Origin of the sequence: Superficieibacter sp. HKU1, from assembly GCF_029319185.1 — a bacterium.
Lineage (GTDB): Bacteria > Pseudomonadota > Gammaproteobacteria > Enterobacterales > Enterobacteriaceae > Superficieibacter.
Genome location: NZ_CP119754.1, coordinates 2180622 through 2192785 on the forward strand (window position 1 = coordinate 2180622; position 12164 = coordinate 2192785).

The window sequence follows — 12164 nt, forward strand, 5'->3', positions numbered from 1 at the left end:
CGACAATGAGTTATGCTGATTCAACCAATCCTAATGCCCCTGTGTCCATGACAGATAAATGGGATAAAACGTTCGCCGAGAGCCAGAAAGTCGAACATCGTAAAGTCTCGTTCCCGAACCGATATGGCATCACCTTAGTGGGCGATCTTTACCTGCCTAAAGACCGTGGCGATCGCAAGCTGGCGGCGATTGCGGTCAGTGGGCCATTTGGCGCGGTGAAAGAGCAATCCAGCGGCCTGTATGCGCAGACGCTGGCGGAACAAGGGTTTGTTACCCTGGCGTTCGATCCTTCTTACACCGGGGAAAGCGGCGGCTATCCGCGAAACGTCGCCTCACCGGATATCAACACTGAAGATTTCAGCGCGGCGGTAGATTTCTTAGGGCTGCAAAAAGAGGTGGATCGCAACCGTATCGGGCTGCTCGGTATTTGTGGCTGGGGCGGCATGGCGCTGAACGATGCCGCGATGGATACCCGCGTTAAAGCGGTGGCTACCAGCGTGATGTACGACATGAGCCGGGCGATGGGCCATGGTGTGGGGGATGGCAAAGACCGTTATTCCACCGCCGACCGTCGTGCTGTTCTGCAATATCTGAATGAACAGCGCTGGAAGGATGCGCAGAGCGGCACGTTCGCACACGGTGCTCATGATATTAGCGTCGACAGCAACGGCAAGGTCAGCGCGGGCGAGCGCGTTCTGCCAGAAACGCTGCCGGCAAATCCACATCCGGTACTGAAAGAGTTCTTTGACTACTATCGCATGCCGCGCGGCTTCCACGAACGTTCCGTTAACTCGACCGGGGCGTGGACGGCAACGATGCCGCTATCATTTATGAATATGCCGCTGCTGAGCTACGCCAGTGAAATCACCATCCCGACGCTGATTGTGACTGGTGAAAAAGCGCATTCACGCTATTTTGCTGAAGATGCTTACAAGGCGGTCGGTAGTAAAGACAAAGAGCTGGTGGTGGTGCCTGGGGCAAATCACGTGGATCTGTACGATAACGTGGCCGGAAAAATACCTTTCGCGAAATTCGAACAATTTTTCCAGACCAAACTGAAATAAACCCTCTCCTGAATTGATGCAAAGCCACCGGCCTCTGGCTGGTGGCTTTTATCCTGGCCTTCGTGAAATTTCACTATGTCGACGCTAAACCAAACACCATCACCTCATCATCAGCGCGCATACTGGGGCGGTATTTTTGCCATGACCCTGTGCGTGTTTGTGCTGATTGCTTCTGAATTTATGCCCGTCAGCCTGCTCACGCCGATTGCCCGCGATTTAGGCGTGACGGAGGGATTGGCTGGGCAGGGGATTGCTATCTCCGGCGCACTGGCGGTTCTGACCAGCCTGACGCTTTCAACGCTAGCAGGAAAGATGAATCGTAAATTCCTGCTGCTGGGAATGACGGTTCTGATGGCCGTATCGGGGCTTATTATTGCGCTGGCTTCCAGTTATCTGATGTATATGATCGGTCGCGCGATGATCGGTATGGCGATTGGCGGATTCTGGTCGATGTCTGCGGCAACGGCGATTTGTCTGGTGCCACAGCAACAGGTCACGCGTGCGCTGGCGATTTTTAATGCCGGTAATGCGCTGGCGACGGTCGTGGCCGCGCCGCTGGGAAGCTATCTGGGTGCCACGGTCGGATGGCGAGGCGCTTACTTGTGCCTGGTGCCCATCGCGGTGGTCGCCTTTATCTGGCAGTGCATCAGCCTGCCCAGTATGGATGCGAATAAAAGCCGCACGTCACCTGGCGATGTATTCCGCATACTTAGCCGCCGCGTGGTTGCGGTTGGCATGCTGGCCTGCGGCCTGTTTTTCATGGGCCAGTTTACGCTATTTACCTATGTGCGCCCGTTCCTGGAGACCGTGACGCGGGTTGATTCCTCAGGCTTGTCGTTGATTTTGCTGATTATCGGCGTAGCCGGTTTTATCGGCACGCTGGTTGTTTCGACATTCCTCAACAGAAAATTCTACCCTACGCTGATGGCCATACCTGGGTTGATGGCCGTCATTGCCATCGGCCTGATGCTGACCGGGCATCTGGTCTGGACGGTTTCGTTGCTGTTAGGGCTCTGGGGCATGCTGGCCACCGCTGCGCCAACCGGATGGTGGACATGGATTGCGCGTACGTTGCCTTATAACGCAGAAGCCGGAGGCGGGCTCATGGTCGCGGTGATTCAGCTCTCCATCGCCCTTGGATCAACGGCAGGAGGCATCGTGTTTGACCTCCTCGGTTGGCAGAGCACGTTTGCCATGAGTAGCGTGCTGCTCCTTTGCGCGGGCGTACTGACCTTTTTTACAGCACGCCAGAAGGCCGGTGCGCGTTAATCCGGCGAGGGCCCGCGCTCCAGAAAAGTGGAAAGCGCAATATAGCTGCGTACGGAACGTACGCCTTCAAGGCTCTGAATCTCCATCAGGAAATTCTCCAGCGATTCAGTATCGTTAGCACGTACTTTGATAAATACGCAGCCATCCCCGGCAACGGTGTGCAACTCTTCCACTTCCTTGCGGCTGGTGAACTGCAAAAGGGCGCGCGTTGCCTGATAGCTACTGGTGTCGATAACCAGGAACGTTAACAGCGTCCGTCCCAGCTTGCAGCCATCCAGGACCGCCACGGTACCCTTGATCACCCCATCGCGCTTCAGTCGTTTTACGCGATCGTGAACCGCCGGGGCTGATAAGTTCACAATCTCACTCAATTCCGTGTAGCTGCGACCTGCGTCCTCCGCCAGAGCACCTAATATTTTTCGGTCAATAGCATCCAGTTCCGCCGGTTTATGTCTTGTCTGCCGAATACCATCTTTTTCTTTATCAAATGCGCTCACAGGGCTTCTCAATCTGAATGAAAGTATGAATATACTTAATTCTACCTAATATTATTAAGCCACAAAACAAATAATGGAGTTGCAATGCCTATCGCACTTTTCGCCCTCGCCGTGGGCGCATTTGGTATCGGCCTGACGGAATTTGTCATCGCCGGGATCCTCCCACAAATTGCCGCAGAATTTAGCGTCAGTATCCCGAAAGCGGGAATGATGGCAACGTCATACGCGCTGGGCGTATTTATTGGTGCACCGCTGTTAACGATTGTCGGCGTTAGGATCCCCCGCAAGGCCATGCTGATTGCGCTGGCGGGTATCTTTACGATCGGTAATATCATTACGGCCATCGCGCCGACAATGGAGATAGCGATTGTCGGCCGTATTATCACCTCATTTAATCACGGGGCCTTTTTTGGTATCGGCTCGATTATTGCCGCATCGCTGGTGGCGCCAGGACGTCAGGCAAGCGCGATTGCCTTTATGTTTTCGGGGCTGACATTAGCCAACCTGCTTGGCGTTCCGGCGGGTACCTGGCTTGCGCAAACCTTTAGCTGGCGGCTGGTATTCCGGATCATTGCCGGTATCGGGGTGCTGACGATGGCAAGCATAGCCGTGCTGGTTCCGCATATTGCGAAAGGCAAAGCGATTGCTTTACGTAACGAACTGAGAGCCTTTGTTGACCCGCAGGTGCTGTTGGTCATGGGGATCACGATTTTCGGCCCGGCCGCCTTTTTCACCTCGATTACCTACATTGCGCCAATGATGGTACAGGAGGCCGGTTTCTCCGCAGGCGGCGTGGCTGGGTTAATGGTGCTGTTTGGTCTGGGGCTTGCCGTCGGTAACTGGATTGGTGGGCGCTTCGCTGACCGCTCTCTGTTTGGCACGCTGTTCGTTACCCTCGCGGCTCAGGGGTTGGTGCTGCTGGTCTTCTGGGCGGGTGTTGAAAGCCAGTGGGTTGCCAGCATCTCAGTATTTCTGATGGCGGCCTTCGGCTTCGCGACGGTCTCACCGATTCAGAAACTGGTGATGGAGCGCGCCAGCCATGCGGGAGCCCCGACAATGGCGGCTTCGGTCAATATCGGCATGTTTAATCTGGGAAATGCGCTGGGGGCATGGGCCGGTGGGGTAACCATTGCTGCGGGTTTTGGACTGGCTTCTCCCAACTGGGCGGGCGCGATTCTGTCCTTTATTGCGTTGGGCCTCGCTGTTCTTGCGTGGCAAAGTGCGCGTAAAGGTTATATTTTTCCGGTACTTGAATAAGTTACACAAGGTGATGAGCGCCCACTATGGGTGGGCGCTCTTTTAAACGATTCAGGTGATTTTCTAAAACGGCTACTGCAGATTTTTCTCTTTCAAAAACTGACTCACCAAATCAGCAATCTGCACATTATTGAGATCAGAGAACGGGAAGTGAGTATTCCCTTTGATTCCCACTTCAGGCAAATGCGTCACCGTCACATCCCCGCCATGCTTGTTCACCACGTCGCGCCACTCCCGAGCCATCGCAAGGCGTACGCGCCAGCTGTCCTGCGCGGGCATGGCGACAGGTTTATCCGGTATGTTATCGCCGTAAATAATCAGAATCGGGATTTTGGTCAGCGCCATAAACTGCTCCATCGGAACAGGCTCACCCTTCAGCGTGTCGAACGCGCCTGGCATAGGGGCTGAGAGTTCTTTTTCCGGGAAGACAAAGCTGCTGCCAGGCTCGAAGGCGACAATGGCTTTGACCTTGTTGTTTTTCATCGCCGTGTACCAGCCTGGTCCGCCGCCCTGAGAGTGGGTGAAGAGGATAGCGGGGCCGGATTTATCAACTACTGCGGACATCGCATCAGAGATGACATTGAAATCAAACGGCCCGGTATTTGGGGTCATCTGACGGAAATACTGATTCAGTGCTTCTTTGTCGTGAGAGAACTGAACGCCCTTAAAATATTCTGGCCACACGCCAACGCGGAACTGGTTGAACCACACCTGTTCATCCGGTTCAGGCGTGACAGTACCTTCTACGGTAGTGCGCCCGGCGCTGCCCCGTCGTGGCTGATCGACAAGATAGGTTGAGAACCCGCGACGCAGGAATATATTCTGGAACCCTTCACGACCATCCGGCGTGCTTTCCCAGGTGCGGGAGAACTGACCTGCTCCGTGCAGCATGACGATAGGGTATTTATGCGGACTTTCCGGAATTTGGTAGAACACTGAGGTATGATCGCCATGATAAGTTTGGCCAGCAGAATCCAGCGGCTTTTTCGCGTCAAATGTTCCTGGGGCGGTGATGATAGTACCACCTGCAGAGAATCTTCCCTGTTCCTGAATGACCAGCGGCTCGGCGTATACCGACTGAGTCACCAGGCCACCCGCCATTACGCAGATGGCCAGCGTTTTTAAAATTGTCTTCAAGGGTATCTCCTCTTATTAATAAATCAGCTGCGTACCGTTGCTAACCAACGAGTGACCGTTTCAGTCGTTCTTCGCTCCTGGTCGCATTCAATAACCAGCGGTTTTTCCCGGCGTGCAGTGGGGGCGAGACGGGTAAGGATGTCGTCGCAGTCTCCTTTACCGTAGCCACCGTGAGTAATGAAGGGGATAAGTAATTTGACCGCAAGGTTGTGGCTGCTGAGAAATGCTTGCACGACAGGCGGCACGCTGGTCCCCCAGATCGGAAAGCCTAAATACACGGTCTCGTAGCGTGAGATATCTGCAACGCTATTTTTTAATGCCGGTTTTACGCCTCGCTCACGCTCATTTTTCGCCTGTTCAACAGTCTGAAAATAGTCTTCCGGATAAGGCGTAGCCGGTTCGATTTCAAACAGATCGGTATTCAGGCTGCGGTGAATGACGCCCGCAATGACGCGTGTATTTCCGCTGCGAGAAAAGTACGCCACCAGAACAAGGCTTTTACCCTGCACGTTTGCGGTTCCGGTCGCAGCTGATGCCAGAGATACGTTTGCCAGCGTGAGACCGGCAAGTGCGGTGATTAACATTCTGCGGTTCGGATCATGCTCCATAACTCACCCCTGATGGTTTGCGAGCGCCTGCTGCAGCGCCTTTTCAGCTCGCGTTGCTGCATCATTTTCGCCATATTCACGCAGAACCTGTGCCAGCTGGCGCAGCTGCGCTGCCGTCAGGCCGACCCGCATGCTGGCTCGCGTATGCGACAGCAGTTGTGATTCGACGCCCGGCGTGGTCGCTAATGCGCCAACCGTTGCCAGCTCGCGGCTTTGCCAGTCGAGGTTATCGCGGGCGAAAATGTCACCGAAAAGATGCGTTTGCAGGAACTGGTTAATCACCGGGGCAAAATCAAACAGCGGGCCCTGGACGGGAGCGCCTGAGATTTTTGTCTGGTTTGCGGTACCGATGCGGCGAAGCTCATCCCCAACAGGGATCGGGGCAACCGGTTCTTTACCCTCAACGTCTTTGATACCACGTTGTTTACGTGCTTCGACGACCTTCATCAATTCACTAAGCGCATTCAGGCTACGGGGGAAGCCCGTACAGGCATAAAGCTGGACAAGAATCTCTTTGGTTTCGTTTATCGTGAGTCCGGCGTCAAGACCCTGATTCAGGGCTGCATTCAGCTTATCCATCTGACTGCTGGCCATCGATGCCGCAATCAACGGGATGGCCTGTTGGCGGGCTGACAGCGTATCTGAAACCCTTTGTTCGTGGTTCATTTCTGAGGCTCCTTTATTGACGGGAGCAGCATGTGCCGTAAGACCAAAACCAAAGGTCAGCAGTACCGCTGCCGCTAATGCTTTAATGGGCGTGGTATTGTTCATCTGTCACTAACTCCTTCCAGTTAACGCTTTTGCCATCCACAATCCCGGTGATCGCCAGATGCGTATGCCGGGCGGAACGAGCGCCGGGTTCAAAGGTGACATAAGCCCCGGAAACAGGGATGTCGTTATCCGGTTTGAAGAGAGGATCAACCCTAACGCGACCGGTAAAGTTCTCGGCTGACCCGAACACCGCATTCTGACTTCCTGCGGCGGCGATATGGACAGCAGGATTTTGCTCCGCTGCCCTGGATGAAAATGTAATAGGCAGTAACAGCCCGAGGTAACGTAAATGTCCGATCATGCAAAGCGTCCTTATCAATGAAGAGGGGATTGCCTGCGATGATTTTATCGAGGGGGTGATGACGTCAGGCTGACGCCCCCCTGACAATTCTGTCAGTTAACCCTGGCCCCGGCTCAGTGCCGGAGTGAGCGTTGCCCGCCGCTTTATCCGCTTGCATCGCAAAGGTGAGGCCAAATGTATTGATGCCAGCTTCACTACGGGCAAATACACCTCCCCGGTGCATAATGGCGACGGCACGCACGATCGACAGGCCCAGCCCGTTATGGGTATCACTCCTGGCCCGGGAGGTATCAACGCGATAGAACCGCTCGAAAAGCCGGTGTAAGTGCTCTGGTGCTATCGGATCGCCCGGGTTTGAAACTTCAACACAGGCCTGATGACCGGTTTCGCTTAACCGCACCGTGATCGTGCTGTTGCAGGGCGAGTGTCTTGCGCTATTTTCCAGAAATTAGCCAGTGATCGGTGGAACAGTCGGCGGTCGATGTGCGCTGTGACGTCGCCCTGGACATCCAGAGAGAGCTGTTTTTCAGCAAAAGAGGGTTCCACATACTCCGCTGTTTTCAGGGTTTCTTCCCGCAGGGAGACCTGCGTAAGCTGGGACGCATGTTCACCTGCATGGGACAGGAACAGCATGTCGTTAACGATAGACGTCATGCGTTCAAGTTCTTCCAGATTGGAACCCAGTAACTCTTCCAGTTCATCCTGTGAACGTCGGCGCGCGAGGCCCAGCTGCGTCTGGCCAATCAGGTTAGTCAGCGGAGTCCGGAGTTCATGCGCAACATCGGCATTAAAGCTTTCGAGCTGCCTCCAGGCGACCTCTTGCCGTACCAGCACGCCATTAAAAGATGATGCTAACTGCTGTAATTAGTCAGGTAATGCTTGGGTATTCAGGCGCTGACCATGGTCCCCGGGAGCGAGTTGCCGGGCCTGTTTACTGAGCGCCCCAACGGGACGAAGACCGATCCTCGAAACGACGTATCCCAGTAAGGCGACAACCACGACGCCCAGTGCGGTAATGATCAGCAATGTACGCGTGAACGCATCGAGTGTGCCCATGTACGGCGTAGAGTCGATGGCAACCACATAGCGAAGCTCAGGCCTTTCACCGTTGGCGGGGATCGTTTTCACTAACAGAAACAGCGAGCAGGCACCTTCTGATGCGCCTGGCACTTTATTAAAACCTTCCTGTAAAGAAGACCACTGGACACCCACCGGGGGTGTTCCCCCCATGCTGAAGCGTGGGTCATCGCTTACTATCCAGTAGCGAACGCGTTCACCTTCAGAATTGGTTAATACGGTGAATTTATTGGCAAGCGTCGACCAGCCGTCAGCCGAAGTTCGCGCGGTGATCCACGGACTCATTAATGATTCCCGGAATAGCAGCTCATTGTGCATCTGCTTTTGCAAAGAGTCATGCAAAGAGCCTTTGAGCAGGATGCCGATAACGGACACAATCAGCAGCGCGGATAAGGCAAACATCAGCGCCAGGTGAACGAAGATGGAACGCTCAGGCATGCTATCCCCTTCATTTATGCGGACCGGACTTCAAGGACATACCCCATGCCTCGAACGGTATGTAACAGCTTGATATCGAACGGGGCATCCACTTTGGCCCGCAGGCGTTTAATGGCCACTTCAACCACATTGGCATCGCTGTCAAAATTCATGTCCCATATCTGCTCCGCAATCATCATCTTTGACAGGATCTCCCCCTGATGCCGGGCCAGAAGGCTCAGCAGGGAAAACTCTTTCGCAGTTAGCTCCAGTCGCGTTCCGGCGCGAAATACCCGGCGAGCCAGCAGGGTTGTTTATCACGCTGTTCACTTCAATCTTCAGGACAGCAACGACCAGTTGCGGGCAGGATATATGGATGCGTTCCAGGGATTAGCGCAGTTTACTGACAGCCAGAAAACGCTCACCCAGGTAATCGGCCAGACGGTACCGCTGATTGATGCGCAGACCAGCGACCAACGTAAGATTGATGAGGCTTCATTGGCCCTGGGGGCTTATCTGAAGATGGTCACGGATATCGTCAGCCAGGCCAGTGGAGCCCGTAGCCTGCGAGTCACCCATCAGGATGCAAACTGCACTCTTGCGACAGAAACCTGGCGCTTTTGCATCGCTGAAAAAAGCGTAACGGTGAATATCAATTCGCAGAACAGAACCGTGTGGGTAGTGACGTTAACTTCCGCCGATGGCGAGCCAACCGGGCTGAGTGATTATCCTGCTGTGCAGATTGCGGGCTATCAGCCACTCTTTATTCCCGAATTGAGCGACTCCACCGCAGGACGTTACGCCTGGTACTATCAGAACGAACATGGGGAGCCCCTGACGGCTGACATTGCGCAAAGTCTGGCAGCGCGTACCGTGGAGTTGCCCGGGATGCAGATTCTGGAGCGGCAGGATGCGGTCTCAACGGTGTATAATTACCCGTAATGAAGATATCGGCGGCAGGATCAACGAGCCCTTTGTCTTCACCACGCCGGATGTCTCGTTTGGCAACCCGTTACATCCGACTCTGCGGTCCGCACAGCGTGTGAATATCGCGACGCTGGGAAGGCAGGATGGACAACCGGTGCAACGCTTGCTGGAGCAGCACCTTTCCGTGCTGTTTAACGCGCTGTTCGAAACCGATTTCAGTATAAGCAGTACACTGCAGGTGAACGTAACCTACGTTTATACCCTGGCATCCACGTTGACGGAGATGTCCATTTCGTTACCGCTGGCGGTGATGCCGCCGCTTGAGGTCAGCACCAACCAGCACAACGACCGTACGCTTTCGCTGAAGACGATGGTTGGAACCTTAAGCGAAGCAATAACGACCTGGGCGCGGAAGTACCGTCCTTCTGAACTGGGAGCCTATCTGGCCTTCGAAGTGACCATTATGTCGAACCTGACGGTAAACCCGATGCCTTTGCTTGAACTTTCAAATCTGGTATTGCCGGTGCAATATATCGTTCCGGCGCTTAAGTCGTAGGTGGCGTGAAGAGTCATAAATCACGATCCTCGTGTACGGGGATCGTGACGCGACCAACTATTCTCACTTATGGTAATAATATCTGCGAGGATATTGCACAAAAACACGAAATTACGTGAAGAGGTTTACGATGAAAATTGCCCATATCGCCATATGGACCCAAGACCTGGAGCAACAGGCGCGTTTCTGGGTCGAATTTTTCGGCGGTAACATCAACGACAAATATTGCAGTAAAACGAATCATGGATTTGAATCTTATTTCGTCACTATCAACGACACGATTGCCATTGAATTAATGACCAAACCTGGACTCACTCGGGTGAAACCTGAGAATAATATGACCGGATGGGTTCATCTGGCGATTTCACCTGGCAGTAAGCAGGCGGTAGATGACATGGCGAGGCGGGCAGAAGAGCAGGGCATTCTGGTGTCGCCGCCGCGGACGACAGGGGATGGCTATTACGAGGCGGTGATTAGCGATCCGGATGGCAATTTAATTGAGATAGTTGAATAAACGTTCAGCCCCCGGCAGGCGGGGGCTGAAGTTAGACCTGAAAGGCCAGCTTAGAATTTCTTATCGTCATCAAAACGATCTTTATCTAACAGGCGGTCTTTATCGGAAGCGGATTTATCGACTTCGACTTCCTGACGACGCACGGTATCACGTACAGTTTCGGTGCGCTCAGTTCGCTCGGTATCAATACCGACTTCTTCACGAATATGCGCCGTTTTATTTACTACCGGCACTTCATGAGACTCTTCAACTTCAATCGTTTTATCTGACCAGTCAACATCGTGCAGATAGGCTGGTTCGTCCACCGCCGAACGGAAAACATTGGCGTGATGCTCGGTCAGCGAAATATCTTCAGACACATCTTCTTCGGTCGTATAACGGCGCAGACGAATTTTACCGTCGCTAACCCGGCGTTTACTGATATCGACTTCTTCTTCAGCCAGTTTCAGCGTCTCACGATTAACATCATCTGACAGGGCGCGGTCACGGGTAAGATCGCGGTTATCAGAGAGGTCGTCGGTATCGGTAATATCATCAGACGAACTCCAGTCGCGAGTCCGTTCTGAGGCACTGAGGGTGTCAGGATCAACGGCACGGACGCCACCCACGTTTGGCGGGATGTTACCCGTTGGGGCTACGCCGCTTACTCCACCTGTACCGACACCGGAAACGGGATTATCGACCGGGCGTACGCCGCCGATGTCCGCTGCGGTAGTGCTGTCAACTTCACCAAGATAATCGCGCTCGGTGGTCGGATCGTATGACCCGCGCAGGGAAGAGTAGTCGCTGGAATAGCTATCAAGCAGTGCTTCAACGCGATCCGCATCGTCTTTATCTACACGGGCAGTAAGAAGCACGCCGCCAAGCTGGATGGCTTTGTTATATTCGGTGGCGTAGTCGTCATCGACATCGTCCCCGAAAAGGCGCTGCCAGAAGCTCGGATGGCGAATTTCTTTATCTTCAACGCGTAATCTTTCGCCCGATATGATATCAATATGACTTTCCGGGATACCTTCAGCGATCAATTTTTCTTTCGCTGCTGCTGCCTGCTGGGGTTGCTCGAAGGCGGTAACGATTTTTTCATGAGCCATCAGAGATTCTCCTCGTGCTTAGGTTACGGGGTATGTTATTAATCTTCCTTATCCGTGGAAATATCTAATTCCTGACGTCTTAATTCGACGCTTTCCTGAAAATGTTCGCTGGTAAGAATTTTTTTTACGTGAATCTCCTCTACCAGAACCTGACGGCGTATTATTTCCACCTCTTCCCGAATCACCGGAATGATATAAATATCACCCTCCTGTCGGGCCGTGGGGATCTTATCAGGTTGTATAATCTCATTTTTACTAACGCGATGAATTATTGCCTCTTCACGGCTAAGTTCGGTTTCGATGAGCTGCTCATCAGTAACCGTCTTACGAGAAATCTGAATGCGACGATCGACGATTTTTTCTTTCGATACAGTAATTCTTTCTTCCGCTAGCGGCATCGTTTTATCTGGCGTTGACGTAGTATTATTTATAGCATCTTTATTTCGCATATAACGTTTAAGCCTGTGATTTTAAGAATGTTCTTTGTTTAGCTAAATAATCGTCTGTCGTTGCTGTCAATGTATTTAAGCATAGACCAAACGGTATTTTTCGCCGCGTTGTAATTATGTAAAAATGTTAACAGATAATTTTTAGGCACTTAAGCGTTTGCACGTTGCTGTGCAAGGGAGAGGGGAAAGTAAGCAATGATTTCAGTGAAGGGCAACGTAAAAAAACTCT

At 53.1% G+C, this 12164-nt stretch carries 13 protein-coding genes and 2 pseudogenes; 6 read left to right on the forward strand and 9 right to left on the reverse strand.

Annotated elements, in window-relative coordinates; all coding sequences use genetic code 11:
- Positions 1 to 5 precede the first annotated feature (5 nt).
- Entirely contained in the window at positions 6 to 1064 is a 1059-nt protein-coding gene (locus tag P0H77_RS10385; protein WP_162872098.1) for an alpha/beta hydrolase, read from the forward strand.
- Between the two features lie 141 nt (positions 1065 to 1205).
- Positions 1206 to 2333 carry an MFS transporter gene (locus P0H77_RS10390; RefSeq protein ID WP_276165098.1) on the forward strand — a complete coding sequence of 376 codons (1128 nt, stop codon included), beginning with the start codon at positions 1206 to 1208 and terminating at the stop codon, positions 2331 to 2333.
- Here the strand turns inward: P0H77_RS10390 and P0H77_RS10395 are convergent.
- Entirely contained in the window at positions 2330 to 2830 is a 501-nt protein-coding gene (locus P0H77_RS10395; protein ID WP_276164815.1) for an Lrp/AsnC family transcriptional regulator, read from the reverse strand. The two genes, P0H77_RS10390 and P0H77_RS10395, sit on opposite strands and share 4 nt — an antisense overlap.
- An 84-nt stretch (positions 2831 to 2914) precedes the next feature.
- Here P0H77_RS10395 and P0H77_RS10400 point away from each other — a divergent pair, with 84 nt between their 5' ends.
- On the forward strand, positions 2915 to 4087 hold the full coding sequence (locus tag P0H77_RS10400; protein ID WP_276164816.1) for an MFS transporter: 1173 nt from the start codon (positions 2915 to 2917) through the stop codon (positions 4085 to 4087).
- Positions 4088 to 4159: 72 nt separating this feature from the next.
- Here P0H77_RS10400 and P0H77_RS10405 read toward each other — a convergent pair whose 3' ends face one another.
- The 6 genes and pseudogenes from P0H77_RS10405 to P0H77_RS10430 all read right to left on the reverse strand — a co-directional run.
- Entirely contained in the window at positions 4160 to 5224 is a 1065-nt protein-coding gene (locus P0H77_RS10405) for an alpha/beta fold hydrolase (protein WP_276164817.1), read from the reverse strand.
- A gap of 23 nt (positions 5225 to 5247) precedes the next feature.
- The gene (locus P0H77_RS10410) at positions 5248 to 5832 is read right to left on the reverse strand and encodes a flavodoxin (RefSeq protein WP_276164818.1); all 585 of its coding nucleotides are present in this window, start codon (positions 5830 to 5832) and stop codon (positions 5248 to 5250) included.
- A gap of 3 nt (positions 5833 to 5835) precedes the next feature.
- Entirely contained in the window at positions 5836 to 6603 is a 768-nt protein-coding gene (locus P0H77_RS10415; RefSeq protein WP_276164819.1) for a carboxymuconolactone decarboxylase family protein, read from the reverse strand.
- Positions 6581 to 6904: a cupin domain-containing protein gene (locus P0H77_RS10420; protein WP_276164820.1), complete on the reverse strand. Its 324-nt coding sequence runs from the start codon at positions 6902 to 6904 to the stop codon at positions 6581 to 6583. Before P0H77_RS10420 ends, P0H77_RS10415 begins: the two co-directional genes overlap by 23 nt.
- A 64-nt stretch (positions 6905 to 6968) precedes the next feature.
- Positions 6969 to 8419 (reverse strand): annotated as a pseudogene (locus P0H77_RS10425) (heavy metal sensor histidine kinase).
- Positions 8420 to 8433: 14 nt separating this feature from the next.
- Positions 8434 to 8706: pseudogene (locus tag P0H77_RS10430) on the reverse strand (winged helix-turn-helix domain-containing protein); the annotation flags it as partial.
- Between the two features lie 64 nt (positions 8707 to 8770).
- On the opposite strand from P0H77_RS10430, the gene P0H77_RS10435 reads away from it, so the two are divergent.
- From P0H77_RS10435 to P0H77_RS10445, 3 genes are all read left to right on the forward strand, one after another.
- Positions 8771 to 9340, forward strand: a complete 570-nt coding sequence (locus P0H77_RS10435) for a hypothetical protein (protein ID WP_276164821.1) — start codon at positions 8771 to 8773, stop codon at positions 9338 to 9340.
- Positions 9309 to 9881, forward strand: coding sequence for a hypothetical protein (locus P0H77_RS10440; protein WP_276164822.1), 573 nt, complete (start codon positions 9309 to 9311; stop codon positions 9879 to 9881). The genes P0H77_RS10435 and P0H77_RS10440 overlap by 32 nt, the downstream gene beginning before the upstream one ends.
- 130 nt (positions 9882 to 10011) lie before the next feature.
- Complete coding sequence (locus P0H77_RS10445) at positions 10012 to 10395, forward strand: VOC family protein (protein WP_276164823.1); 384 nt, start codon at positions 10012 to 10014, stop codon at positions 10393 to 10395.
- Positions 10396 to 10445: 50 nt separating this feature from the next.
- Here the strand turns inward: P0H77_RS10445 and P0H77_RS10450 are convergent, their stop codons facing one another.
- Both P0H77_RS10450 and P0H77_RS10455 read right to left on the reverse strand, forming a co-directional pair.
- Complete coding sequence (locus P0H77_RS10450) at positions 10446 to 11486, reverse strand: YsnF/AvaK domain-containing protein (RefSeq protein WP_276164824.1); 1041 nt, start codon at positions 11484 to 11486, stop codon at positions 10446 to 10448.
- Positions 11487 to 11524: 38 nt separating this feature from the next.
- A complete protein-coding gene (locus P0H77_RS10455; RefSeq protein WP_276164825.1) occupies positions 11525 to 11935 on the reverse strand; it encodes a YsnF/AvaK domain-containing protein in 411 nt (136 codons plus the stop codon).
- Positions 11936 to 12164 lie beyond the last annotated feature (229 nt).

What these genes read in the sequence shown, in the direction of transcription:
- P0H77_RS10385 (WP_162872098.1), top strand. Translation starts at nt 6, where the DNA reads ATGAGTTATGCTGATTCAACCAATCCTAATGCCCCTGTGTCCATGACA.
- P0H77_RS10390 (WP_276165098.1), top strand. Translation starts at nt 1,206, where the DNA reads ATGACCCTGTGCGTGTTTGTGCTGATTGCTTCTGAATTTATGCCCGTC.
- P0H77_RS10400 (WP_276164816.1), top strand. Translation starts at nt 2,915, where the DNA reads ATGCCTATCGCACTTTTCGCCCTCGCCGTGGGCGCATTTGGTATCGGC.
- P0H77_RS10410 (WP_276164818.1), bottom strand. Translation starts at nt 5,832, where the DNA reads ATGGAGCATGATCCGAACCGCAGAATGTTAATCACCGCACTTGCCGGT.
- P0H77_RS10415 (WP_276164819.1), bottom strand. Translation starts at nt 6,603, where the DNA reads ATGAACAATACCACGCCCATTAAAGCATTAGCGGCAGCGGTACTGCTG.
- P0H77_RS10420 (WP_276164820.1), bottom strand. Translation starts at nt 6,904, where the DNA reads ATGATCGGACATTTACGTTACCTCGGGCTGTTACTGCCTATTACATTT.
- P0H77_RS10435 (WP_276164821.1), top strand. Translation starts at nt 8,771, where the DNA reads ATGGATGCGTTCCAGGGATTAGCGCAGTTTACTGACAGCCAGAAAACG.
- P0H77_RS10440 (WP_276164822.1), top strand. Translation starts at nt 9,309, where the DNA reads ATGCGGTCTCAACGGTGTATAATTACCCGTAATGAAGATATCGGCGGC.
- P0H77_RS10445 (WP_276164823.1), top strand. Translation starts at nt 10,012, where the DNA reads ATGAAAATTGCCCATATCGCCATATGGACCCAAGACCTGGAGCAACAG.
- P0H77_RS10450 (WP_276164824.1), bottom strand. Translation starts at nt 11,486, where the DNA reads ATGGCTCATGAAAAAATCGTTACCGCCTTCGAGCAACCCCAGCAGGCA.
- P0H77_RS10455 (WP_276164825.1), bottom strand. Translation starts at nt 11,935, where the DNA reads ATGCGAAATAAAGATGCTATAAATAATACTACGTCAACGCCAGATAAA.